Annotated in this window: 24 protein-coding genes and 1 riboswitch; of the genes, 11 read left to right on the top strand and 13 right to left on the bottom strand. The window is 49.5% G+C overall.

The genetic code is table 11. From position 1 onward, the window contains the following. Nucleotides 1–286 precede the first annotated feature (286 nt). The 6 genes from VV1_RS03490 to VV1_RS03465 form a co-directional block, all read right to left on the bottom strand. A complete protein-coding gene (locus VV1_RS03490; RefSeq protein WP_011078796.1) occupies nucleotides 287–784 on the bottom strand; it encodes a DUF3299 domain-containing protein in 498 nt (165 codons plus the stop codon). Nucleotides 785–788: 4 nt separating this feature from the next. Then, the gene (locus tag VV1_RS03485; RefSeq protein WP_011078795.1) at nucleotides 789–2,048 is read right to left on the bottom strand and encodes an ABC transporter permease; all 1,260 of its coding nucleotides are present in this window, start codon (nucleotides 2,046–2,048) and stop codon (nucleotides 789–791) included. Further along, nucleotides 2,045–2,749 carry an ABC transporter ATP-binding protein gene (locus VV1_RS03480; protein ID WP_011078794.1) on the bottom strand — a complete coding sequence of 235 codons (705 nt, stop codon included), beginning with the start codon at nucleotides 2,747–2,749 and terminating at the stop codon, nucleotides 2,045–2,047. Before VV1_RS03480 ends, VV1_RS03485 begins: the two co-directional genes overlap by 4 nt. A gap of 66 nt (nucleotides 2,750–2,815) precedes the next feature. Further along, on the bottom strand, nucleotides 2,816–3,469 hold the full coding sequence (gene zrgA / locus VV1_RS03475; RefSeq protein ID WP_011078793.1) for a zinc uptake protein ZrgA: 654 nt from the start codon (nucleotides 3,467–3,469) through the stop codon (nucleotides 2,816–2,818). Between the two features lie 45 nt (nucleotides 3,470–3,514). Further along, nucleotides 3,515–3,808 (bottom strand): DUF2607 family protein, encoded by a 294-nt coding sequence (locus tag VV1_RS23045; RefSeq protein ID WP_080553398.1) that lies wholly within the window; start codon nucleotides 3,806–3,808, stop codon nucleotides 3,515–3,517. 137 nt (nucleotides 3,809–3,945) lie between these two features. Then, a complete protein-coding gene (locus tag VV1_RS03465) occupies nucleotides 3,946–4,497 on the bottom strand; it encodes a YtfJ family protein (RefSeq protein ID WP_011078791.1) in 552 nt (183 codons plus the stop codon). A 332-nt stretch (nucleotides 4,498–4,829) separates the two neighbouring features. Here VV1_RS03465 and VV1_RS03460 point away from each other — a divergent pair, with 332 nt between their 5' ends. Next, nucleotides 4,830–5,039, top strand: coding sequence for a DUF1107 domain-containing protein (locus VV1_RS03460; protein ID WP_011078790.1), 210 nt, complete (start codon nucleotides 4,830–4,832; stop codon nucleotides 5,037–5,039). Nucleotides 5,040–5,143: 104 nt separating this feature from the next. Here the strand turns inward: VV1_RS03460 and msrA are convergent, their stop codons facing one another. Beyond that, nucleotides 5,144–5,773 carry a peptide-methionine (S)-S-oxide reductase MsrA gene (gene msrA / locus VV1_RS03455; protein ID WP_011078789.1) on the bottom strand — a complete coding sequence of 210 codons (630 nt, stop codon included), beginning with the start codon at nucleotides 5,771–5,773 and terminating at the stop codon, nucleotides 5,144–5,146. A 231-nt stretch (nucleotides 5,774–6,004) separates the two neighbouring features. Here msrA and tamA point away from each other — a divergent pair, with 231 nt between their 5' ends. The 4 genes from tamA to VV1_RS03435 all read left to right on the top strand — a co-directional run bounded on the left by tamA (nucleotide 6,005) and on the right by VV1_RS03435 (nucleotide 12,343). Further along, entirely contained in the window at nucleotides 6,005–7,720 is a 1,716-nt protein-coding gene (tamA, locus tag VV1_RS03450; protein WP_011078788.1) for an autotransporter assembly complex protein TamA, read from the top strand. Beyond that, complete coding sequence (gene tamB / locus VV1_RS03445; protein ID WP_011078787.1) at nucleotides 7,717–11,472, top strand: autotransporter assembly complex protein TamB; 3,756 nt, start codon at nucleotides 7,717–7,719, stop codon at nucleotides 11,470–11,472. The genes tamA and tamB overlap by 4 nt, the downstream gene beginning before the upstream one ends. 63 nt (nucleotides 11,473–11,535) lie before the next feature. Then, nucleotides 11,536–11,883, top strand: a complete 348-nt coding sequence (locus tag VV1_RS03440) for a gamma-glutamylcyclotransferase family protein (protein WP_043920915.1) — start codon at nucleotides 11,536–11,538, stop codon at nucleotides 11,881–11,883. A gap of 100 nt (nucleotides 11,884–11,983) precedes the next feature. Next, nucleotides 11,984–12,343: a DUF2799 domain-containing protein gene (locus tag VV1_RS03435; protein WP_011078785.1), complete on the top strand. Its 360-nt coding sequence runs from the start codon at nucleotides 11,984–11,986 to the stop codon at nucleotides 12,341–12,343. Nucleotides 12,344–12,432: 89 nt separating this feature from the next. On the opposite strand, the gene ppa is transcribed toward VV1_RS03435, so the two are convergent. After that, nucleotides 12,433–12,963, bottom strand: a complete 531-nt coding sequence (ppa, locus tag VV1_RS03430; protein ID WP_011078784.1) for an inorganic diphosphatase — start codon at nucleotides 12,961–12,963, stop codon at nucleotides 12,433–12,435. A 139-nt stretch (nucleotides 12,964–13,102) separates the two neighbouring features. Beyond that, the gene (gene fbp, locus VV1_RS03425; protein WP_011078783.1) at nucleotides 13,103–14,119 is read right to left on the bottom strand and encodes a class 1 fructose-bisphosphatase; all 1,017 of its coding nucleotides are present in this window, start codon (nucleotides 14,117–14,119) and stop codon (nucleotides 13,103–13,105) included. A 341-nt stretch (nucleotides 14,120–14,460) separates the two neighbouring features. Here fbp and mpl point away from each other — a divergent pair, with 341 nt between their 5' ends. The 5 genes from mpl (at nucleotide 14,461) to thiQ (ending at nucleotide 20,027) form a co-directional block, all read left to right on the top strand. After that, a complete protein-coding gene (gene mpl / locus VV1_RS03420; RefSeq protein WP_043921077.1) occupies nucleotides 14,461–15,822 on the top strand; it encodes a UDP-N-acetylmuramate:L-alanyl-gamma-D-glutamyl-meso-diaminopimelate ligase in 1,362 nt (453 codons plus the stop codon). Between the two features lie 16 nt (nucleotides 15,823–15,838). Next, nucleotides 15,839–16,483, top strand: a complete 645-nt coding sequence (locus VV1_RS03415) for a flavin prenyltransferase UbiX (protein ID WP_011078781.1) — start codon at nucleotides 15,839–15,841, stop codon at nucleotides 16,481–16,483. A gap of 29 nt (nucleotides 16,484–16,512) precedes the next feature. Then, nucleotides 16,513–16,638: riboswitch (TPP riboswitch) on the top strand. A gap of 66 nt (nucleotides 16,639–16,704) precedes the next feature. Beyond that, a complete protein-coding gene (gene thiB / locus VV1_RS03410) occupies nucleotides 16,705–17,712 on the top strand; it encodes a thiamine ABC transporter substrate binding subunit (protein ID WP_043920914.1) in 1,008 nt (335 codons plus the stop codon). Between the two features lie 9 nt (nucleotides 17,713–17,721). Then, nucleotides 17,722–19,329, top strand: a complete 1,608-nt coding sequence (gene thiP / locus VV1_RS03405) for a thiamine/thiamine pyrophosphate ABC transporter permease ThiP (protein WP_011078779.1) — start codon at nucleotides 17,722–17,724, stop codon at nucleotides 19,327–19,329. After that, a complete protein-coding gene (gene thiQ / locus VV1_RS03400) occupies nucleotides 19,323–20,027 on the top strand; it encodes a thiamine ABC transporter ATP-binding protein (protein WP_011078778.1) in 705 nt (234 codons plus the stop codon). Before thiP ends, thiQ begins: the two co-directional genes overlap by 7 nt. 93 nt (nucleotides 20,028–20,120) lie before the next feature. On the opposite strand, the gene yjgA is transcribed toward thiQ, so the two are convergent. Next, nucleotides 20,121–20,678, bottom strand: a complete 558-nt coding sequence (yjgA, locus tag VV1_RS03395; protein ID WP_011078777.1) for a ribosome biogenesis factor YjgA — start codon at nucleotides 20,676–20,678, stop codon at nucleotides 20,121–20,123. Nucleotides 20,679–20,795: 117 nt separating this feature from the next. Between yjgA and pmbA the strand changes: the two genes are divergently transcribed. Continuing rightward, the gene (gene pmbA / locus VV1_RS03390) at nucleotides 20,796–22,139 is read left to right on the top strand and encodes a metalloprotease PmbA (RefSeq protein WP_011078776.1); all 1,344 of its coding nucleotides are present in this window, start codon (nucleotides 20,796–20,798) and stop codon (nucleotides 22,137–22,139) included. A gap of 101 nt (nucleotides 22,140–22,240) precedes the next feature. On the opposite strand, the gene mgtE is transcribed toward pmbA, so the two are convergent. The 3 genes from mgtE to rapZ form a co-directional block, all read right to left on the bottom strand. Continuing rightward, on the bottom strand, nucleotides 22,241–23,596 hold the full coding sequence (gene mgtE, locus VV1_RS03385) for a magnesium transporter (protein ID WP_011078775.1): 1,356 nt from the start codon (nucleotides 23,594–23,596) through the stop codon (nucleotides 22,241–22,243). Nucleotides 23,597–23,810: 214 nt separating this feature from the next. Further along, on the bottom strand, nucleotides 23,811–24,086 hold the full coding sequence (locus VV1_RS03380) for an HPr family phosphocarrier protein (protein WP_011078774.1): 276 nt from the start codon (nucleotides 24,084–24,086) through the stop codon (nucleotides 23,811–23,813). A 2-nt stretch (nucleotides 24,087–24,088) separates the two neighbouring features. Beyond that, nucleotides 24,089–24,952 (bottom strand): RNase adapter RapZ, encoded by an 864-nt coding sequence (rapZ, locus tag VV1_RS03375; protein WP_011078773.1) that lies wholly within the window; start codon nucleotides 24,950–24,952, stop codon nucleotides 24,089–24,091. Nucleotides 24,953–24,957 lie beyond the last annotated feature (5 nt).

Genomic DNA, 24,957 nt, shown 5'->3' with positions numbered 1-24,957 from the left:
TGCAAGATTCACGCCTCACACTCTGCTGGATCATGGCGAGATATTGTCCTGTTCGCGGAGAAAATCGCAAATTAACTGTGCAATAGACTATGCCAAATGATAATAAGTTGTTAAAATTGTTGCGGTGTTTTGTGAGGGAACTATGAAGTACTTCGGAGAGAATAAGCTGAAAAAGCACCTATCAATCGCGCTACTCTTGGTGGCTTACCTAGCAACGTTAATTTATTTATCTAAATTCATTGCTTGAGAGAGAACGATTGACAGGTTGTGTAAATGTTAATCGTGATTACATGTCGTCATAAGGCTCAATGGCATCACCTTCGATCACATAAGCCGTTTCTGCCAATTCATGGCTGACGGTTTCGGTTTTTAAGGTACCCACCAGATAAATCACATCCCACAGCTCCTGAACGGGAGCGCCTTTTGGAAACTTCACATAAATAATTTGGTTTGGTGGTGGTGGTGGTACGTGAATACACGCACCAAAGTACGGCACCAACAGAAACTCTGTTACTTTGTTGGCATCCCCTTCAAGCGGAATCACAAAGCCTGGGATCTTAACTTTTTTGTTGTTGAGTTCAGGGCGAACACCGCCAACTTTGGATTGGGCGGCGGCCGTACCGGAGTGATCGGCGGCGGGCATTCCGACACTGTCGAACATTTTACGCTCTTGCTCGGGGACCAAATCGATCCAATCTAAAGTGGTGACTTGTTGCGCGATGGCTTGCACAGGCAGCCAAGCGGCAAAAATCAGCGTTAAAAACAGAGTGAGTCTACGTTTCATGACGTTAAATCCTTATGGTCATTCCATCACTGAGTGATTGTTTATAAGCTCTGATTGCAGGGATAAAACCGATGAGGATGCCTGCAGTTTGAACGAAGGCGAGTAACATCCATTCATGAGGAGAAATCGCCGTCATAGTGATGTTAATGCCGTATTGTTGTTGAATGATTGGCTGCGCAATCGACAGTAATCCGTACACCCCCGCCACTCCAGTGACGATACCTGCCAGTGTCAGTAAGCTGGCTTCGCTTATCAATAGCGTGAAAACATGACGAGGCCTTGCTCCCATTGCGCGTAGGATGGCCATCTCACGGCGACGCTCTTGTAAGCTGGTGAGCAAGCTGCTGAGCATGCCAAGCAACCCGGCAATGACAACGAATACCGAAACGGCCATTAAGGCTTGTTCGGCGACAGACATCATGCCCCATAGCTCATGCAGCGCCACGCCAGGCATGATGGCGCTGAGCGGCTCTTGATTGTAGGTGTTGATTTCACGTTGCAGTGCGAAGGTTTGGATGCGCGATTTCAACCCGAGCATCATCGCGGTGATCTGTTTGGGCTGAAATTGTTTTTGTTCCAATTGAGTGGCATCGGGGGAAGGGCCGAGTCGAGCGCCCGATTCCCAACCGACATGGATCGCTTCAATGGCTTCAAGTGAAACGTGCACCGTTTTGTCGACGGGGGTGCCTGTTGGCGCTAGGATGCCGACCACTTTAAATGGCAAATTGTCATGGCGGCTAAAACCGACGTCACTGATGCCGTGAGCAATGATGATTTCACTGCCGATCTGATAGCCCAGTTGTTTCGCCACATCGGCACCGAGTACCGTCTCAAACAAGCCATTGAACGGTTTGCCCTGAGAAAACGTGAGTGGTTGCTTACTGCCGTATTTGAAATGTTCAAAGTAGCTGTGGTTGGTCCCCATCACGCGAAAGCCTTTATGAGAATCGCCCAATGAGATCGGGATAGCCCACGCTACAGCACGATGGTTGGCAAAATCTTGATAGCTCTTCCAGTCAATATTGTTGGTGGCATTGCCGATGCGAAATACCGAATACAGTAAGAGGTTTACTTGGCCAGAACGTCCGCCGACGATGAGATCGGTACCTGAAATGGTATTGGCAAAACTCTCTTTGGCTTGCGTGCGAATTTTCTCGACCCCCAACAGCAGAATGACCGAGATCGCCACCGTTAGCACGGTCAAAAAGGCGGTGGCTTTGCGATTCCGTAAGCTTTTCCAAGCTAAGGTCATCGTTGCGCTCATGAGGCTTCTCCTGCTTGGTTGAGTTGACGTAGATCCACTGTACGGTCAAAAAGACGTTCCAAGGTGGGATCGTGACTGACAAACACCAAGGTGGCATTGGCAGCGTTGGCTTGTTCCATCAACAGTTCGATAAAGGCGCTGCGATTGTCGAAATCCAGTGCTGACGTTGGTTCATCTGCAATCACTAGAGCCGGTGCACCGATTAACGCACGTGCCGCCGCAACGCGTTGTTGTTGCCCGATACTCAGTTCACTGACCGATTTGAGATGCAGCGATTGCGGTAAATGGAGGCGAGTAAGCAACTGCGCCGCTTTCGCTCGGGCATCGCCTTCCACATGGGTTGCGCGTGTGCGAGAGAACTGGCAAGGCAGCAAAACGTTCTCCAATACATTGAGATATGGCAATAGATTAAATTGCTGGAAGATATAACCGATATTGTCGGCGCGAAACTTATCTCGTTGACTGGGAGACAGTGCGGCCAGTTCTGTACCGAGAATCGTGAGTTGACCAGATTGTACTTGGTTGATGCCGGTTAATAGACTCAGCAGTGTGGACTTGCCACAACCACTAGGGCCTTTAATAAAAACATGCTCACCGCGAGCAACGGAAAAATGCGGTATCTGCAGGATAGGCTGGGTAGCCTCTTTCCACGTAAAAGAGACTTGCTGTAGTTCAATGACGGCAGGCGAAGTGTTCACCATAACATTTACCCTATTGAGTGGAGAAGAATAGCAGGTAAGTAACCACTTACCTGCTGAGCTTGGCCGTTATTTCAATGAGACTGTGTTGTGTGCTGGTGACAAGGCAAGGGCACTTTGTACTTTGTCCGTTAGAACATTGGCCTGAATAGCTTGAGTCGCAGGGAATTGTTTAAACCAATCGGTTTCAAGTGCATTCAACGCTGCCACATTGTCACAGTGATATTGGTACTCGACGGTAAAAGCCCCATGACCATCGTGCTCATGTCCGTGGTCATCATGGTGTTTGTGGTCATCATGGTGTTCGTGGTCGTCATGGTGTTCGTGGTCATCATGGTGTTTGTGGTCATCATGGTGTTTGTGGTCATCATGATGCTCATGGTCATCGTGCTCTTCACCGCCTAAGGTGTGTGTTACCGATACATTCTCAATCGTGCATTTGGCGGCTTCATTGATTTGAACCATCAAGTCGGCTTGAGAGAGTTTTTCCACTGCGGCCTTAAGTTGATTTTCTTGCTCTGTGTTTTCTGGAGCGTGTTCAAAACCGACGACATCGGCCCCCGGAGCGGTGATTTCGAGCAGAAGATCATGGCCGTCTTGGGCGATATTAAATTCGACCTGACCGTGTACGTGAGCATCGTGTTGACGAAAGCCCTCTTGCGCAGACGCGAGAGCGGAAAAAGAAAGCCCAACCAAAATGGCGAGAGAAGTTTTGCGTAGCATGGTTCTAATCCTTAATAAACTAAATTGAAATACTTATAGACTTATTTAGTTGAAGGGAGGAGAACGCGCCAAATAGGCCCTGGTTGGTTGATAAGGTGCAATTGCTGTAACGGGTTGCGGTTGTGCGTATTCGGGCACCAAAACGGGGACGCTAATTGCTGCTTGGTTAACACCATGATGGGCATTGGCAAACAGTTGGCAGTGATGGCTGTTGTGGTGCTCGGCATTAAAGTCAAAGTCATGGGCAATGCTGGCAAAGCTCAAAAACACGCTGAGTACCACCGCAAAGATCGCAGTGTGGCGCAAAGTCATGAAAGGGAGGCTAAGATTGTGTTGCATAAACCGATTGAGACATTTGAAAGTGTTACAATATAACAGCTATTCAGCCGCAAAGTTCACTCTTTTTGTCAAAAAGCGTACAAAAAATAAAACCCATACCGATGGAGTGTATGGGTTTTATTGATGAAGAAAAGCAATTAAATGTTAGCTTTGATTAACTCAAGGACTTGAGTGATGTCATCGCTTGAAAGTGCCCCTTCTTTGACAAACAGCACTTTGCCTTGCTTGTCTTGTACGATGATCGCAGAGCTCTCTTTATCCAGTTGCCAACTGCTGGCCACCACGCCATTTTCGTCTAACACCATTGATGACCAAGGGAACTCTTTCTTGCTGTCTTGCGCTGAAGATTTGACAAACGATCCCGTGCCCCAAATCGCGTCATCTTGATTGATGATGGTGGTGGTTTGGTAATGATCCGCTGAAAACTGTGCGGCAGTAATGGCTTGCATCAGCGGCGCATTCATCTCTTTTGAGCTGCTGCGACCCGCAATAGCTTGAATCACGCGAACTTTACCGAGCATTTGTGAAGAAGCCCAAGGTTGAAAGGCGGTGCCTTTTCCTTGCAGCACAATTTCGCCATACGAGGCCACACTGACGCTAGGGACTGGGTTGCCTAGAGAGAGGTTGTGTGCTGCTGCACCAAAAGAAGCACTAAGCAGTGCCAGAGTGAGGAGAGTCTTTCGTTTCATCGATTTATCCTTATGTATCTGAAACTCCGTTCATTAAGAGCAGAGTGCATTTTATCTTGTGCTGGCTGAGTATAATACGCTGTTGGCAAAAATATCTGGTTGTAAATAACATTTTTTTAACAAAAATGGCGTTAATGAGTTTAACTCTCCATCACTCTGAGGTATGCTTTTTTCATTCATTAGTGAACGCTAATGAGTCAACGACAAATAAAATGGCCAAGCTGAGGTGAGAGGATCTCGCCTTAGAGTGAGCTAAACAAGGAATGCCAAAAGGCATGGGTGACGTGCTCTTTGCCCGTCACATTAACTGATACGGAAGTTGAGGTTTGCTTATGTTGCGCGAGTTTGCTGTCTATCGTCCACGTCAAGTGGCTCGATTTGTTAAAACCCTTTTCAAAGGTTCTTTTTCCATCAATGGCATTGGGGAGTTTGAATTCGACAACGGCAAAGTGCTGTTGCCTGATACTCACAATACACAAAAATTGTCTGTCTATCGTGAAGTCAACGCAGAGATCAACGCTCTGTCTTTGGCTGCCGCGTAGTCTACATTCAACGTGAAGCTAAAACACCTAGCACCTTGGCGGGCAATGACACTTCGCGATCTCAAGCAAGCGATCACGCTGAGGTGATCGCTTTGATGCTGACACTAGGCTGGCGGGAAGCACACACCGGTGCCGCCTAGACCACAATAGCCTTCTGGATTTTTGGCCAAATATTGCTGGTGGTAAGTTTCTGCGTAGAAATAAGGTCCAGCGGGGCGGATCTCGGTGGTGATGGTGTTGTGTTGTTGATTTGCCAATGCCGCTTGATAGGCTTGCTGAGAAGCAAGGGCGATATCGAGCTGTTGATCACTGAAAGTGTAAATGGCAGAGCGATATTGCGTGCCAAGATCGTTGCCTTGGCGCATGCCTTGAGTGGGATCGTGACGTTCCCAAAATTTTTCCAGCAGTTGCTCAAGTGGCAATACTTGCGGGTCAAAGATCACGCGCACCACTTCCGTATGGCCCGTTTGACCACTGCACACTTCTTGGTAGGTGGGATTGAGCGTAAAGCCACCACTGTATCCAACCGACGTTGAAACCACCCCATCGAGTTGCCAAAACAAGCGTTCTGCCCCCCAAAAACAGCCCATGCCGAACAGTATTTCTTGTTGTCCTTGTGTGGCAGAGGCAGTGATATCACTGCCGTTGACAAAATGAATAGGCTCTACGGCCATTGCTTCTTGGCGGCCCGCTAGCGCGTTATCGGCATCGACCATGATTTGTTTGTTGAGCATCTCTCTTCCCTTATATTCATCTGTGATATGACTCCGAACAAAAAACGGAATCTGGTTGTCCCTTTGTAGGTCGGGTGCTATCTTGCAAGCTCAGTCTCAGCTGGTGATGCAGGATAGTTTAGACCGTCAGCTTAACGCAACTTGTCTGCTTATGAGTTGTGTCGATTCTACACCACATTCATATCCGCAAAGCCTCGATGTCAGCCGACGTTGTTTTGTACGTACTAAAGCATGATAAAAAAAGTATTACCACTATTAGTCAGCTCGCTTTTTGCCAGCAATCTTGTTGCGGCACCTCAAGTTTCTCTCTCTTTGGAAGGGGTGAGCGGTGCTGTGGAGGAAAATATCGAGGCGCACCTTACCTCGATTGATGAAAAGGATTATTCCACCTCGTTGCGTTTTCAATCTCGTCTTGATGGCATCATTAATGGCGCGTTGAACGCATTGGGTTACTATCATGCCCAGATTGACTATCAAATCAGCGACGATCAGGAAGAACTGACGGCCCATATCACCCTGGGCGAACCGGTGAGAGTTGAGACCTTTGATGTGCGCATTGAGGGGGAAGCCTCGAATGACAAAGATTTCCTGCAACTGTTAGAAAAATCGCCGCTTAAACAGGGGGCGATTTTAAATCATGGCGACTACGACACGCTCAAATCCTCAATACGTAACCTCGCACTGCAAAAAGGCTATTTTAAAGGCGATTTTATCGAAACGCGTTTAGAGGTCGCAGCCGATCTCAATCAAGCGTTTGTGCGCCTCCATTACGACAGTGGGATGCGTTACCACTTTGGTCAAACGACCATTACGGGCAGTCAAATTGAAGAAAACCGAGTGCGCTCCTTGCAACCGTTTAAAGCCGGTGATCCCTATTTGGTCGCCAAAGTGGGGGAGTACAATCAAAACCTCTCTAACACCGATTGGTTCTCATCGGTATTCGTCGAACCTGATTTGTCATCCCTTGATGATACCCGCGAGTTGCCGATGAAAGTCAGCTTGGCTCCGCAAGCAAAAAACCAGATTGAAACGGGTATTGGTTACGCCACCGACGTTGAATTTCGCGGTACGTTGAAATGGAAAAAACCGTGGGTGAATGAACTTGGCCACAGTTTTGACAGCAGCTTGTCGATCTCGAAACCAGAACAAACCGTGACCGCGGGTTATCAGATCCCGCTTGAAGATGTGTTGCACGATTACTACCGCATTCAATACGCGATGAAACACGTCGACAGCCGAGACACCAAAAGCTTGGAATCGAACTTAGCCGTTGAGCGTCATTGGTTGCTAGACAACCGTTGGCACAGAACGGTGTTTGTTCGTTATTTGATTGAAAACTATGAACAAGGTTTGCAAGACGACGTCGCACAGTTTGTTTTGCCCGGCGTCTCTTTTTCTCGCAGTCGCGTGCGTGGTGGCAGCATGCCGAGCTGGGGTGACAAACAGAGTATTACCTTTGAGTATGGTGACGACAATTTGTTGTCTGAAACGCGAGTGCTGCGCGTGCAAGGCCGAACCACCTGGATTCGCAGCCTAGGTGAGAATCATCGTGGTCTTGCACGGCTTGAAGCGGGGGCCAATCTCACCGAGGAATTTGAAAAGCTCTCGCCCTCGCTGCGTTTCTTCGCCGGTGGTGACAATAACCTACGTGGTTATGGTTACGAATCCATTTCACCCAAAGACAGCAGTGGTGCCTTAACCGGGGCGCAGTACATTGCGACCAGTACGCTAGAGTACCAGTATCGCTTATATGGTAACTGGTGGGCGGCTGCCTTTGTTGATTATGGTGATGCCTTTAATGATGCGCCTGATTGGAAAACAGGGACGGGGCTTGGCATTCGCTGGGCTTCGCCAGTTGGCCCAATTCGCATCGACTTCGCATGGGGGCTGGACGCCAAGCCGGGGGATGAGTTCCGTTTGCACTTCACTTTGGGGCCTGAGTTATGATCAAAGTGGTGTTTAAATGGAGCAAGTGGATTTCTGCGGGCGTAATGGCGCTGCTGGTTTTGCTGCTGACCTTGATTGCTCTGCTGCTCTTTACGCATCCCGGCCTAACTTCGGCCATTTGGGTCGCGGAAAAAGTAGTGCCGCAGTTGCAAGTTGGCCAAGTACAAGGCGCGCTGTTTCCCAAGTTCACGCTGAGAAAAGTCACCTTTAATGATGCCGAACTCAACATCGCTTCGTCTGTGGATGAACTGACTTTAGCGATGAATTTTCAGTGTTTGTTGGAGCCCAAAGTTTGCATCAATGAAATCAGTATTGATGGCTTGGCGCTCTCTCTGCCACAGTTACCTCCCAGCTCAGAGAGCGTCGAAGAACCCAGCGAACCGCTGAAAAGTATCAGCACACCCGTGCCCGTCTTTTTGCATCGATTGGCATTGACCAACATTCAACTGGATGTGCTGGGCAACCAAATCTCTTGGGGAGAATTGAGTAGCGCCCTCTCCATGCAAGGGGATCGTCTGGTCATCGCGCCAACTCGCTTTAGCGACATTGATGTCACGCTGGCACCCAGCGAGCCGCAAGCTCAATCGGCGGCGCCAAATGACGCGCCACGACAAGATATTGAACTGCCAGAAGTATGGATCCCGCTACAAATTGTGTTGCAGCGTTTTGATGTCAACCGTTTTACCTTGCATCAAGAAACGCCATTGATAGTCAATCATTTAGCCTTAGAAGCGAAGGCGGGCAAAAACCGTGTTGACGTGGAGACGTTGGAGCTCGACATGCCGCAAGTGTCGGCCCAAGCGAATGCGCAGGTTGAATTGAAAGGTGAGTACCCACTTTCATTGGATCTCAAAGCGAAACTGAAAGAAACCGACCTGAAAGGACAGAATATTACGCTGAATGCCTCGCAAAGCGTGGCGCATTTGCAGTTGCAGAGTACCTTATCTGGGCCCGTTTCCGCACAGCTGTCTGCCACACTTGAGCCACTATTAGTGAGCTTGCCTTTTGATGTCAAACTCTCAGATCTACAGACTCAATGGCCACTGAGTGGTGAGAGTGACTATCAGATCAAGGCAACCAACCTGATGACCCAAGGCTCTCTTGAGGGCTACCAGTTGGCGCTGCAATCTCAGTTGGAGGGTAAAGAGATCCCTGCGATTACGCTTGATGTACATGGCAGCGGTGATCTGCAACACATTGATCTCGATAAGCTCAATGTCGAGACACTGGGGGGAGAGCTTAAAGGCCAAGTGATGGCCAACTGGCAATCGTTGGTCAATTGGCAGGCGAGCTTGCAGCTGCAAAATATTCAGCCTGGTCTGCAATGGCCTGAAGCGGAAGGCAACATCAGTGGCAAACTTGCAACCACTGGCTCGTTGACTGAGAAAGGCGGTTGGAAAGTGGCGCTGCCAGAACTGGATATTGATGGTTTGCTGCGTGGCTATCCACTTAACATTGAAGGTTCGCTACACGCTTCCGACGAAGAGGGTAACGGGGAAGTCTACCTTGATACTGAGCGCTTAACCTTGTCTCACGGTCCGAATGGCTTAACCGCCAAAGGTCAGTTGAAAAAAGAGTGGCAGATGGATGTCGACATCCATTTCACCGATTTGGCGAAGAGCGTGCCGGATCTGTCTGGTTCGGTGGCTGGTGAAGTTGATTTGCGCGGTGCGTTGAAAGAGCCAGACATTCAACTGGCACTGCAAGCACAGAACATCCAATGGCAGCAGCAAGCGAGCATCGAACAGTTGTCGCTCACAGGCAGAGTCACGCCTTTGCCGGAGCCACAAGCGGATGTCACATTGAAGGTGGCGGCACTGCGTTATCAAGAGCAGTTGATTGACTCGATTTTGCTCTCGGTCAGTGGCGGCGAAAAACAGCATCAACTGAGTTTGGACGTCTCTTCGGATCTGGTCTCCACCAGCTTGGCTATCCATGGTGGCTTACAGCAAAAACCACAGATGGTTTGGTCTGGGGAGTTGGAGCGCATGTTTGCCACCACTCAGCAAGGGACGTGGACCTTACAACAAGCGACGGCGATTAAAGCCAATATTGATCAGCAACAGGTCGATGTCGCAGCACATTGCTGGCAGCAACAAGGTTCAACGCTTTGCCTAACGAAAGACATTCGCGTCGGTGAAAAAGGCGAAGCCGAGCTGGCATTAAACCAATTCGATTTCGCTCAGATTGCGATGTTTTTACCGCCGGAAACGAAGCTCGATGGCAGTGTCGATGCAACAGTGTGGGCAAAATGGGCACCAGAGAGTTCGCCACAGGCCAAAGTGTCGCTGCATTTACCCACAGGTCAGGTGCAACAGAAAATTGAACAAGTCGTAACGCTCGGTTGGGACGACATCAATCTCAATGCGCAACTGCATCAAGACCAATTGAACGCGGATTGGCAGATCAATGTGAGTGACAATGGTGATTTAACGGGGCAACTGCAAGTGGCCGATGTGCAAGCCAGCGATCCACAACTGAAGGCCAAGTTGGCACTGAGCCAGTTCAATTTGGATTTCTTGGCGCCTTTGGTTGGGGAATACAGCGCGCTGAAAGCGCTGATTTCAACCGATCTGTCGGTGTCGGGTTCGGCTTATCACCCTCAAGTCAAGGGCCAGTTCTTAGTAGACGATATCCAAGTGAACGGTGATATCAGCCCAATCGACGTGAAACAGGGCAAACTGGCGATCGATTTTCGCGGTTATGACGCCGATTTGGCGGCCAACATTGTGACCCCTGATGGAGAGCTCAACGTCAGTGGTGAGGCGAATTGGCAGCAATTGGATAACTGGCACAGTAAGGTGCGGGTTTTTGCCGATTCCCTCAAAGTCGACATGCCGCCGATGGTGAAAATTAAGTTGGTGCCGGATATGACGATTGAAGTTAATCCGACACTGGCCAAAGTGACGGGCAGTTTGGCTCTGCCTTGGGGGCGTATTGTTGTCGAAGAACTGCCACCAAGCGCGGTGAGTGTGTCGAAAGATCAGGTGCTGCTCAACGACCAACTTGAGCCAATCGATAAGTCTTCCTCGATGCCATTTAACGTTGAAACCGACATTAACATTTCGATTGGTGACGATTTCAAACTGGCGGCATTTGGCCTTGAAGGGGGCTTAAAAGGCCAGTTGAATGTCACGCAGAAAGACAAAGGGCCGTTTATCCTTGGTGAAGTCAACATCGTTGACGGGACCTATCGATCCTTTGGTCAAGACCTCTTGATCAAAGAAGGCAAAGTGTTGATGAACGGGCCTGCCGATCAGCCATATGTGGCGATCAAAGCAATTCGCAACCCAGAAAATACCCAAGATGATGTCATCGCGGGGGTGAAAGTGACTGGCCCTGCCACCGAGCCAAGTATTACGATTTTCTCCGAACCTGCCATGCCGCAGGCCAATGCGCTTTCTTACTTATTGCGCGGGCAAGACATTGATGGTGAATCGGGAGGCGGCAACGCCATGACCACGGCTTTAATCGGATTGAGTCTGGCCAAAAGCGGCAAAGTCGTCGGTGAAATTGGTCAGGCGTTTGGCGTGCAAGATCTGCAGTTGGATACCGCAGGTTCCGGGGAAGATTCACAAGTCACGGTCAGTGGCTACATAATGCCAGGGCTGCAAGTGAAGTATGGGGTGGGTATTTTCAAACCGCTTGGTGAGTTCACCGTGCGCTATCGTCTGATGAAAGATCTCTATCTAGAAGGGGTTTCAGGGGTTGAAAGCGCCGTTGATCTGCTTTATCAGTTTGAGTTTGATTAAAATCTCGCCACATGCTATTCACTGCACTTAGGCGAAATGGTCAGTTGGCGACAAGGAGTGGTTATGCAACATTTAGTGTTTGTCTATGGCACGTTGAGAAAAGGTGAATCCAATCACCACTATTTGCAACACAGTGAGTTTCTGGGGGGTTGCCAGAGTGGGCAAGAATATCGCCTGTACGATCTCGGTGATTACCCAGCGGTTGGCGAAGGCAATCGCGCCGTCAGTGGGGAAGTGTATCTGATTGACGACGCAACACTGCAAGCGCTGGATAAGTTGGAAGATGTGCCAGTGGAATACCGCCGTGAAACCATCGCGACCCCATTTGGTCAAGCGTGGATTTATCTCTATCAAGACAGCAGTAAGTTGGTGGAGGAAATTGCCTCAGGAGATTGGTGCCAACGCATTTGAGCGATTGAGTCTCGAAGGTCGTATACTGTGATAGGTTCTGTTGTTGTGGGTGAGGAAACGATAGAGCCTTGAGGACCTATCTCAACAAAGGAGACCGAGCATGAAAGCTCTCGTATTGACGTTCCCGCTGCTGTTGCTGGTTGGCTGCGTGCAGACTCCGTTACCGCAATCGGAGCAAGCTTTAGATTGGCACACCTTTGGCGTTGAAAGCGCTTTAGAAGGTAAGATAGCTTTAAGCGAAGCACGTTTACTCAAATTGGCGGAACCGCGAAACCTCTCGGCCAATTTGCTGGCCTCATACCAAGCGGGCTACCAAGAGGGTAAGCAGCAGTACTGCCAACAGAATGCCTATATGTTGGGGGTGATTGGCAAGCCTTACTATGGCATTTGTGATGATGTTGACCCGTTCTTCAAACAGGATTATATCTCCGGACAGATGTCGACCGCTGGTGGTTTGTAAAGGCGAAAGAGATGCTAAGAACCGAAGTGCTTGTCAGGATCAAAAAGAGCTGTGTTCACACAGCTCTTTTGTCTTTCAATGGGCAAGGATTATTTGTTCTGTGCACGTTGGTAAGAATCTAAGATCTCTTTACGCGCCGCTTCCACGTCTTCCCAGCCATCCACTTTGACCCACTTACCTGATTCAAGCTCTTTATAGCGTTCAAAGAAATGGGTGATTTGCGCTTTGAGCAACTCAGGTAGATCGTTAACGTCTTGGATGTGATCGTACTCTTTGGACAACTTAGAATGTGGTACTGCGACGACTTTGGCATCTTCGCCGGATTCATCGGTCATTTTAAGCACACCGACCGGGCGGCAACGGATCACTGAACCAGGCATTAAAGGGTAAGGGGTTGGGACCAATACATCGACAGGGTCGCCATCCAGTGAAAGGGTATGGTTAACGTAGCCGTAGTTGCATGGGTAGAACATCGGCGCTGACATAAAGCGATCAACGAACACCGCGCCAGACTCTTTGTCCACTTCGTATTTGATCGGATCCGCGTTGGCTGGGATCTCGATGACGACATACAGATCATCAGGCAGTGATTTGCCCGCTGGGACATTATTTAAACTCATGAGTGATTTCCTTTTCTTTGTTTTGGGCTGAACGGTGATAATTTAGCCGCAAACAGGCTGAGCTGTAAACCGAGTGCGTTGGGCTTTCCAAAGTGGCTAACAAAAAGCGCCTGCTGTTGCAGGCGCTTTGTTTCATTCTTTAGGCTTCGTCACGATAGACTTCGAGGAACTCTTCGACTTTCTTCACCATGTTGGTGGAGCCAACAAAGAAAGGCACGCGTTGATGCAATTCTGTCGGTTTTAAATCAAGAATGCGGTTCACCCCGTCAGAAGCCAAACCACCGGCTTGCTCAATCAAGAACGCCATTGGGTTGCACTCGTACAACAAGCGCAGTTTGCCTTGTGGGTGGCTTTGTGTGCTTGGGTAAAGATAAATACCGCCCTTAAGCAGGTTGCGATGGAAATCCGCCACGAGCGAGCCGATGTAGCGAGAGGTGTAAGGACGGCCATCTTCAGGCACATTTTCCTGACAATACTTAATGTATTTTTTCACGCCCATAGGGAAGCGAATATAGTTGCCTTCGTTGATCGAATAGATGTTGCCATTTTGTGGGATCATCATGTTTTCGTGCGACAGACAGAAGGTGCCGAGTGATGGATCGTAGGTGAAACCATTCACGCCATTGCCTGTGGTGTACACCAGCATGGTGGAAGAGCCGTAAATGATGTAACCCGCGGCCACTTGTTTGTGTCCTGGCTGCAAGAAGTCTTCTTGAGTCGGGGGAGTGCCAATAGGAGAAACTCGACGGTAGATAGAGAAAATGGTGCCAACAGAAACGTTAACATCGATGTTCGATGACCCATCAAGAGGGTCCATCAACACCACGTATTTGGCGTTTTTGTTTAGCTCTTTGTTAAAAGCAACCGCTTCATCTTCTTCTTCACTCGCTACGCCACACACTTGGTCGCGTGCTTCGAGTGCCGATTTGAATTTTTCATTCGCATACACGTCCAACTTTTGTTGAACTTCGCCTTGTATATTCTCTACTCCTGCCGCGCCTGTGATATCAACGAGACCCGCTTTGTTGATTTCACGGTTAACGATTTTGGCCGCCAAGCGAATCGACGACAAAAGAGAAGAGAGATCACCGCTAGCGTGGGGGAAGTCCGCTTGTTTCTCAACAATGAACTCGCCAAGGGTGCGCATTCCAGACATGTTATTTCCTTAAACTTCGCTGAATAATGTTGGGGGAGTGTGAGCGGCATCTCTTGATGGATGTGACGAAGGTTATCGTTTGCGCTCCCAATAAGTGTAAGGTTTAGATCTTATTAATGGTAATGAAGTAACCGACGCAGATCTCAATTTGTATGTCGAATGAAACCGGTTGATTACACGGAAGAGTTCGATAAAAAGTGACTGAAAAAACAGCATTTGCTTCAACCCAACGGTAAAAACTGAGCGGCATGTGGCACAAGGCCAACAATGCTGCTCGCTTTTCTAACGGTTATCATGATAATGAGAACGAGAAAAAACAGTCTGATGGCAGGATTCAATTTATGCATATTCATATCTTGGGAATTTGTGGCACTTTCATGGGTGGTGCTGCGATTTTAGCGCGACAGTTGGGCCACAAAGTGACTGGCTCTGACGCCAATGTTTACCCACCAATGAGCACCTTGCTCGAGTCTCAAGGTATTGAAATTATTGAAGGCTTTGACCCTTCGCAACTCAATCCTGCGCCAGACTTGGTGGTGATTGGTAATGCCATGAGCCGGGGTAACCCTTGTGTTGAATATGTGTTGAATCACAACCTGCGTTACACCTCTGGGCCGCAGTGGCTGCAGGAGTTTTTGTTGCATGACCGCTGGGTATTGGCGGTATCGGGCACACACGGTAAAACCACTACCTCGAGCATGCTGGCGTGGATTTTGGAAGATTGTGGTTACCAGCCGGGATTTCTTGTTGGTGGCGTGCTTGGTAACTTCGGTGTCTCCGCGCGTTTAGGCGAAAGCATGTTTTTTGTCGTCGAAGCCGACGAATATGACAGTGCTTTTTTCGACAAGCGATCTAAGTTTGTGCATTACCATCCTCGCACCTTGATCATGAATAACCTAGAGTTTGATCATGCTGACATCTTTGATGATCTTGAAGCGATCAAGCGACAATTCCACCACTTAGTGCGTACTGTTCCCGGTAATGGCCGTATTTTAGCGCCCAAGCAAGACGGCGCATTAGCGGATGTGTTGTCACGTGGCTGCTGGAGTGACCAGGAGTTTTCTGGTCAGGACGGCGAGTGGCAAGCGGTCAAACTCAGCAAAGATGGTTCACACTTTGAAGTGTGGCTACAGGGTGAGCAAGTAGGCACGGTGCAATGGGACTTAGTCGGTGATCATAATGTCGATAATGCGTTGATGGCGATCGCAGCAGCGCGCCATGTGGGTGTGACGCCAGATCTGGCTTGTGAGGCACTAGGGCGCTTTATTAATACCAGGCGTCGCCTAGAGCTGAAAGGGGAAATCAATGGCGTGGCGGTGTATGACGATTTTGCCCATCACCCAACTGCGATTGAACTGACTCTCGCAGGTTTACGTAATAAGGTGGGTGATAAGAAAATCATCGCGGTACTGGAGCCACGCTCAGCCACTATGAAACGTGGCGTGCACAAAGAGACCTTGGCGGCTTCACTCAAGCAGGCAGATGAAGTGTTCCTTTACCAACCAGAGTCAATTGCTTGGTCGGTGCAGGACGTTGCGGCGCAATGTCAGCAACCGGCATTCACCAGTGATAATATTGACCAATTTGTGGCGAGCATTGCGCAGCGCGCCGAGGCGGGAACGCAAATTTTGGTCATGAGCAATGGCGGTTTTGAAGGCATTCACGGCAAATTACTGACCGCTTTAGAGAGTTCAACGCGCTAGAAAAGACACACATTAGATGAGCATGACAAACCAAGAAAAATCGATCACGTTAGCCTTTACGGGCGCCTCTGGCGCGCCTTATGGGTTACGTTTATTACAGCAATTACTGGCGGCAGACTACCGCGTCTACCTGCTGATCTCTTCTGCGGCAAGAGTGGTATTGGCAACCGAGCATGGTCTCAAGCTTCCAGCCAATCCTGACGCAGCGCAGCAAGCGCTAGTGAAGCATCTGGGTTGTCCTGCCGACAAGCTGGTGGTGTGTGGTAAAGACGATTGGTTTTCGCCAGTGGCTTCTGGCTCGGCTGCCCCTAAGCAGATGGTGGTTTGCCCTTGCTCGGCAGGGAGTGTGGCGGCGATTGCTCATGGTATGTCGGATAATTTAATTGAGCGTGCTGCGGATGTGGTAATGAAAGAGCGTGGCCAATTGATTTTAGTGGTGCGTGAAACGCCCTTTTCGACCTTGCATCTTGAAAACATGCACAAGCTTTCTCAGCTCGGGGTCACCATCATGCCCGCCGCGCCCGGTTTCTATCATCAACCGCAGTCGATAGACGATCTGATTGATTTTATGGTCGCGCGTATCTTAGATCATCTCGGCATTGAACAGGTTTTGGTGCCACGTTGGGGATACGATCATCGCAATGACGGTGACTCTGTATAGCCAAGAGAGATCATTCCGATTACAATCCGAACCACTCATCGGGGCGCTTAACTGTGGTGTTTTATTGCATCGCAGTGGCTGAGACTAGGCAAAGGCCTAGGACCCGTAAACCTGAACCAGATAATGCTGGCGTAGGAATTGAGTCGGGATTAATTAGCAAGGACGATTAACACCTACCTCAAGCCTGTGCCGCTCAACTCATGCCAAATGGAGAGCGAGCAGTGAAACACACTCTAAACCTGATAGCCCTAGCGTCAATCACGTCAATGATGGGCATCTCTTCTTCTGCACTTGCGGCGGACAAAACCTTAACCATTTATACCTACGATTCTTTTGCTTCCGATTGGGGCCCTGGCCCGACAGTCGAAAAAGCATTTGAAGCTCAGTGCGGCTGCGATGTGAATTTTGTCGCGCTGGACGATGGGGTGTCAATTCTCAACCGCTTACGTTTAGAAGGCAGCAATACCAAAGCGGATATTGTTTTAGGTTTGGATAACAATTTGATGGCAGAAGCTAAAGCCACAGGTTTGCTGGCGCCACATCAAGTGAACACCCAAGCGCTGTCATTGCCAAATGGTTGGGCTGACGACACGTTTATTCCTTATGACTACGGTTACTTTGCGTTTGTTTACAACAAAGGCAAACTGGCGAATCCACCCAAGAGCTTAAAAGAGCTGGTGGAATCACGCGACGATCTGAAAGTCATCTACCAAGACCCTCGCACTTCAACACCCGGTCAAGGTTTGATGCTGTGGATAAAGTCAGTGTATGGCGATGACGTGGCTGGAGCATGGCAGCAACTGGCGAAGAAAACCGTGACGGTCACGAAAGGTTGGTCGGAAGCGTACTCGATGTTCCTCAAAGGCGAATCGGACATGGTGCTCTCTTACACCACCTCACCTGCGTACCACCTGATTGCCGAAAATGATGCGCAATATGCCGCGGCGGGTTTTAGTGAAGGACACTACATGCAAGTGGAAGTCGCCGCAAAAGTGAAAAGTAGCCAGAACTCAGCGCTGGCTGATCAGTTTATGAGTTTCATTTTGAGTGATGAGTTCCAAAGCGCAATGCCTACGGGCAACTGGATGTACCCAGTGACCAACGTGACGCTGCCAGAGGGCTACCGCAGTTTAACCGTGCCTGAGAAGGCGTTGAGTTTCAGTGCGGAAGAGGTAGCGAAGCAGCGTAAAGCTTGGATTCGCGAATGGCAAAGCGCGTTGACGTTTTAAGGCGTCGCATTGAATTCGGTTCCTAAATTGGGCATTGGGGTCGCGATGATCATCGCGACCTTTGTTGTTTCTGCTCTCTCGGCGCTCTTGTTGGCGACGCCGACGCTGAATCTCACGGCGGTATGGCAAGATCCTTATTACCGGCATGTTACGCAATTTAGTTTTCTTCAAGCGACGCTGTCGATGCTGCTGAGTGTCGGTTTGGCGCTTCCTGTCGCACACGCCTTGTCTCGGCGACTTTTTGTTGGCCGCTCGCTATTGCTCAAATTGTTTGCGTCAACTTTAGTGCTGCCAGTATTGGTAGGCGTGTTTGGCTTGTTGGCCATTTATGGGAACAGTGGTTGGTTGGCAAGTGTATTGGCGAGCTTTGACGCCAAATTGCCCTTTTCGATCTACGGATTGAGCGGCATTTTGCTCGCGCACGTGTTTTTCAATTTGCCGTATGCAGCGCGATTGCTGCTGCAAACCTTAGAGTCGATTCCGGCAGAGCAGCACAAATTGGCGGCTCATCTTGGTATGAACAGCTGGCAGAAGTTTCGTTGGGTCGAATGGCCGCGATTGCGCCAGCAACTGCCACATGTGTGTGGCTTGGTGTTCATGCTTTGCTTCACCAGCTTTGCCACGGTCATGGCCCTCGGTGGCGGCCCAAAATCGACCACCATCGAGCTGGCTATCTACCAAGCGATAAAATTTGATTTTGACTTACAAGCTGGAGCGCTACTGGCGATCTGGCAAATGCTATTGTGTAGCTTGCTGGTGTTGGCGCTGCAGCGATTGACTAAACCGCTGCCTGTCTCGGTTGGCAGCCATACCCGCTTCGTTCAGTTAACCCCAGCTTCTAAGCGTCATTTTATGTGGGATTATGCGTGGATAGCACTGGCGACGCTGCTGGTGGTTCCGCCGCTACTGTTTGTGGTGGCCAGCGGGATAAACAGCAAGCTCCCCGACGTGATCAGTGATGGCCGATTTTGGTCCGCTCTGGGGGCCTCGTTACGTGTAGCGTTTGGCGCCGCCACGTTAGCCGTGGGCGCGGCGATTGCTATTTTGCTCACCAGTCGTGCATGGCGGTTGCGTGGTCTGCGATACCCTGCAGACGGCATTGAGATGGTGGGCACCATCATCTTGGTGACGCCAGGTTTGGTGGTGAGTACGGGGCTGTTTTTATTGCTGCGCAGTTTTGCAGATGTGTTCAGTTTGTCGCTGTTGATCGTCATCATCGTCAACAGTTTGATGGCATTACCGTACGCCATCAAAACGCTCGCTCAGCCGATGTTGCATTGCGAGCAGCAGTATCAATACTTGGCTGCTACATTGGGCTTAAGCGGGTGGAATCGTTTTAAAATCGTTGAGTGGCGAGCACTGCGTAAACCTTTCGCCAATGCGTTTGCGCTCTGTTTTATGTTTTCCATTGGCGATTTGAGCGCGATTGCCTTATTTGGTAGTCAAGATTTTCGTACCCTACCGCTCTATCTGTACCAGTTACTCGGCAGTTATCAAATGGAGGCAGCAGCTGTGGTGTCACTCACGTTATTGCTGCTGAGTGTCGGCTGTTTTGCCCTGAGTGAGTCCTTACTCAGCAGCAAATCGAATCAACATCAGGAGAAGGCGCCATGCTAACGCTGCAACAGGTGCATTATTATTATCATCAAGATCTGTTTGCTTTTGATTTAGAGGTAGAAGCAGGCAGTATTGTGGCGTTGATGGGGCCAAGTGGGGCAGGAAAGTCCACCTTGCTGGCGCTGCTGGCGGGGTTCATTGCGCCTCAGTCGGGCCAAATGGCATTGGATGGGCGTTTGCTCAATACGCTTTCTCCAGCGCAGCGTCCTTTCTCGATGTTGTTTCAAGAACACAATTTGTTTGCTCATCTCACGGTGCGCGACAACATTGCGTTGGGATTGCATCCCGGTTTGAAACTGACGTCGCAGCAACAAAAGCAAGTGGAGCAAGCGGCAAAGCAGGTTGGCATTGAAGCCTATTTAGATCGGCTGCCTGAACAGCTCTCTGGTGGTCAGCGACAGCGAGTGGCCCTTGCGCGTTGTTTTGTCCAGCCCAACCCAATTTGGTTACTGGATGAGCCGTTTTCCGCGCTCGATCCAGTCTTGCGTGACGAAATGCTCTCGCTCGTCAAACAGCTGGCGCAAGAGCGCGCCATTACGGTCTTGATGGTGACGCATCATTTAAGTGATGCACGTGCCATTGCTAGCCACTTTGCCTACATAGACAAGGGCACCATTGCCGCGCATGGGCCTATTGCGAGCCTCAATGAAAAGCATAGCCATCCAGAGTTGGTAGAGTTTTTCCAAGCTGCAGTATGATAGATAAAAGGCGGCAACGATCTGTTGTGGTGCAGAGATAAAAAAGGTTGGCAGTGAGCCAACCTTTGTTTTTTATGTTTTACAGCGTTGCTATTACTGTTTTAGCTCGTTTTCGATCGAGTCTGAAACCGCATCATCATTAAGCTGTTTTAAGATTTGGAAGATTTCACGGTAGGCCTTTGGCGGCTTATTCGCTTGCTTCTCTTTCGTCGCCATACGTGCTAGCTGGCGTAGGCGTTGACGATCCGCATCAGGGTAAAGGGCAACCACATCATCAATTGCACTGTCACCTTGCTCAACAATACGTTCACGCAGCGTTTCTAGCTTGTGTAGCACGGCGGTGTTTTGCGAGTGCTTGTTACGGATTTTGTCCAGCGCCGCTTGAATTGGCTCTGGATCTTCTTGGCGCATCACTTTACCAATGTATTGCAACTGGCGACGACGGGCTTCGTTTTTGAAACGCTGCGCATCTTTGATTGCATCAAGTAACTCTTCGCTGATTGGGAACTTAGCCAATACCGAAGGTTTGAGTTCCACTAGCTCTTCACCCAACTTCTGTAGCGCGTCCATATCACGCTTCATTTCAGACTTGCTGACTAGGATGTACTCTTCTTCAGGTTCCCATGGCGCTTTTTGGTTTTTACGGGCCATCTTTTCTGCCTATATCACTTTCTCAAAATAAGATTAGCCCTATTTTAACAAGAATCGTGGGGAGAAAGCGAAATTCTTGTTATTCTTATGCCATTACAAATCAAAGATGATTGAGATATGGATGTAAAACAGCAAGTTGCTCAGCAAAGAGTTGAGCTCGAAGCCGCGGTTGCCAAAGCGCTCGCGCTGGCAGCGCAACATAGCGATGGTGCTGAAGTTGCGATCAACAAAACCACGGGCTTAAGTGTTTCGACTCGCATGTGTGAAGTAGAAAACGTCGAGTTTAACAGTGATGGCGCTTTAGGCATTACGGTTTATCGTGGTCAGCGTAAAGGCAGCGCGTCGACATCGGATCTCAGTGAAAAAGCGATTGAACAGACTGTCTTGGCGGCCTTGGATATTGCGCAATACACGTCAGAAGATCCCTGTGCTGGGCCTGCTCCAGCTGAGTTGATGGTGAAAGAGATTCCGGATTTGGATCTCTTCCATCCAGATACGCCCGATCCCGATTATGCGGCGAAAATGGCCATTGCTGCTGAAGAGCATGCGCTTAACTACAGCGATAAAATTAAGCAGAGTGATGGCGCGAGTTACGACAGCCATTACGGCGTTCGCGTCTACGGCAACAGTCACGGCTTATTGGCAAGTTATGCCTCGAGTCGCCATAGCATCAGTTGTTGTGTGATTGGTGAAGGCAAAAATGGCGAAATGGAGCGTGACTACAGCTACACTGTCGCCCGTCATCGTGATGACATGTGGCGTCCTGAACAAGTCGGTCGCGAAGCGGCGCAAAAAACCATTGAACGTTTAGATGCCCGCAAGCTAAAAACGGGCAAATACCCGGTGATGTTTGCCGCGGATGTGGCAACCGGGCTTATCGGTCATTTAGTGATGGCGATCAGTGGCGGTAACTTGTATCGCAAATCGTCTTTCTTGCTTGATCATTTGGGCAAACAAGTGCTGCCAGAGTGGTTCAATATCTCTGAGCGCCCGCATATTCTGCGTGGTTTGGCATCAAGCCCATTCGACAGCGAAGGGGTTTACACGCAAGATCGTGAAATCATCACCGATGGTGTGCTCGCCACTTATCTGCTCACCAGTTACGCTGCGCGTAAAATGAATATGGCGCCAACGGGGCATGCTGGTGGTATCCACAACTGGTTTGTGCAATCGACAGGGCAAGATTTCCAACAGATGCTCAAAGAGCTGGGTACGGGTTTACTTGTGACCGAAGTGATGGGTCAAGGTGTGAATGTGGTGACCGGCGATTATTCGCGTGGCGCGGCGGGTTTCTGGGTGGAAAATGGCGAGTTGCAATTCCCAGTGTCAGAAATCACCATTGCGGGTAATTTGAAAGAGATGTTCCAGCAAATCGTTGCCGTTGGTAGCGATGTAGAGACGCGCTCACAAATTCAAACCGGTTCTATTTTGTTGCCATCGATGAAGATTGCGGGAGAATAACCGCGATTGCGGCATTCGTTAAGAGATGAAAAAAGGTTGCTCAGTAAGCAACCTTTTTTGTTTCGTTTCTATTCTGCTTTCATTTTGATAGCGTCAGGTCGTTAAATCAAAATGGTGGCAAGGCCTAAAAACACCGATAAACCAATCACATCAGTGACGGTGGTCAGCGCCATACCGCCCGCCAAGGCAGGGTCAATATTCATCTTCTTGAGCAGGATAGGGATGGTTACCCCGGCGATGCCCGCGACAATTAAGTTGGTCATCATTGCGGCGGAAATGATGCCGCCGAGTAGCCAGTTACCTTTCCAAGCCACCACGATACCACCGATGATTAACGCCCATAATACGCCGTTGAGAAAACCGATCGCCGCTTCTTTCATCAACAGTTCGCGTTTGTTGGCATCACCGATATGGCCCAGAGCCAAACCACGGATCACCAGTGCGACCGTTTGGTTGCCTGCCACGCCGCCCATGGAGGGAACAATGGTCATCAATACCGCAATGGCTGCCATCTGATCAAGGGTTGCTTCAAACATGTTGGAAACCGATGCGGCTGCTAAGGCGGCAAGCACATTCGCCCCGAGCCAAATACTGCGTTTACGCGCCGATTTAACCACGGGAGCAAAGGTATCTTCGTCGTCATTCAAACCCGCCATACTCATCATGGAGTGTTCGGCATCTTCACGAATAACGTCGACGACGTCATCGATGGTGATACGACCAACCAGATGTTGGTTTTCATCAATGACGGGGGCGGAGATCCAGTTTCGACGTTCAAACAGGCTAGCCACATCTGAGTCACTGGTGGTGACCGCAATGGCGTCATCCACATCTTCCATCACTTCGCTGACTTTGACATCAGGTTGGGTGGTGATGAGGATAGAGATAGGCAGCTCGCCAATTAAACGGCTCTCTTCGTCAATCACGTAAAGTGCATCGGTGTTTTCCGGCAGCTCGCCTTTCATACGTAAGTAACGCAGGACTACATCGACATCAACATCACCACGAATGGTGATCACGTCGGTGTTCATCAAGCCACCGGCCGTGTCCTCAGAATAGGACAGCGCGGTTTCCACGCGCAGACGATCCGCCGCGTCCATTTGCGCCAGTACTTCACGAGAAACGTTATCTGGTAGGCTACGTAGAACGTAAGCAACGTCATCGGTATCCATCCCTTCGGTCGCTTCGGCGAGATCCTCGGGGGCCATTTTTGAGACAAGGCTGTCTTTGACGTCTTCACTCAGCTCGTCAAGGATTTCACCATAATCCTCAGGGTCGGTAAGTTGCCATAAGACTTCGCGGCTTTTACGCGGGGATGCTTCAAGTAGATGGGCAATATCTTCAGGCTCCATGTCCTGAAGCTGACGGCGGACGTGAACGAAGCGGCCATTTTCGAGCGCTTCAGAAACTTCCTGGAGGGCTTGGTGAGCTTGGTCGAATTCAATTTGCTCTGCCACGGTGACCCCCTGATTCCTAGATATTTACAATGTGTTGAATAATAACTTAATTCGCCACACAAGTAACCCGAGAAAGCATGCTCGCTCGACAAAACTCTGTCAGTATTTCTTCCAAAGAAACAATTGGTTTACTGAGTAACCTTGGCTATGAAAAGAATAGCAGTTGTGATGATTCGTGACGGGGAAAGTGTGCAGAGTGTGAAAGTGAAGAAGGCTATTCGCCTTCTTCAAACTTATCTTCGATAAGATGACAAATGGCGTCCAGGGCTTGTTCTGCCTGTTCTCCGCTGGCATGAATGGTCACATATTGCCCTTGTGCAGACTCAAGCATGAGTAGCCCCATCACGCTGTCAGCCGCGGCGGTTTTGTCTTCTTCGTTGTCGATGGTGACTTCGGCGGCAAAGCTTTGTGCCAGTTCTACCAATTTGACGGCAGCACGAGCGTGCAAGCCAAGTCGATTCTGTATGAGTACTTTGCGGCTGAGTTCCACGGCTATTCCTTGTTGCGTTTTTCCAAAGTGGTGTGGCGGATCTTAACGGTGTGCCCCATCGCTGCGAAATATTCGCCGATTTGCTGAGTTAAGTAGACGGAGCGATGTTTCCCTCCCGTACAGCCAATCGCCACGGTTAAATAGCTGCGATTGTTTTTTTCCAGCAAAGGCAACCAATGCTCTATAAACGTTTGAATCTGCCTTTTGAGTTCTAACACTTCATCATGGCTTTCTAAGAAGGTTTTGATGGGCGCATCCAACCCCGTCATCGGACGCAACGCAGGTTCCCAATGAGGGTTGGGCAGAAAGCGGACGTCAAACACGTAGTCAGCGTCTGTTGGTAAACCAAATTTGAAGCCAAAAGACTCGAACACCATGATGAGCTTATTACGCTCTTTTCCTTCAATTCGGTAGCGTACGTCTTCACTGAGATCGTGCAGTGATTGGTTGCTGCTGTTGAGTAAGATATCGGCGATCTCTTTCAATGGCTTGAGCATTTTTTTCTCAAGGTCGATCGCTTGATCTAGGGTATGGCACTCATCACTTAGAGAAAGAGGGTGAACACGGCGAGTCTCACTGTAGCGTTTGAGAAGGGTAGCTTTATCCGCATCTAAAAAGAGAATCGAAAGGTCAATGCTGGATTTCAGCTTTTGTAGCGTTGTTGTCAGCTCTTTCAGTTTCTTCGGAATGTTGCGAACGTCAATACTGACCGCGACATTCTGTTTACTTTCCGAAACTGATTGTATGAAAGATTCCAGCAGGTTAACCGGGAGATTATCTACGCAGTAGTAACCCATATCTTCTAACACACGTAGCGCGACACTTTTCCCTGCACCGGAGTGCCCACTCACTACAATAAGACGCATGGTTG

It is taken from the genome of Vibrio vulnificus CMCP6, assembly GCF_000039765.1.
Lineage (GTDB): Bacteria > Pseudomonadota > Gammaproteobacteria > Enterobacterales > Vibrionaceae > Vibrio > Vibrio vulnificus_B.
Note: the sequence above shows the minus strand (reverse complement) of the source record. Positions and strands in the feature narration are given on the sequence as shown.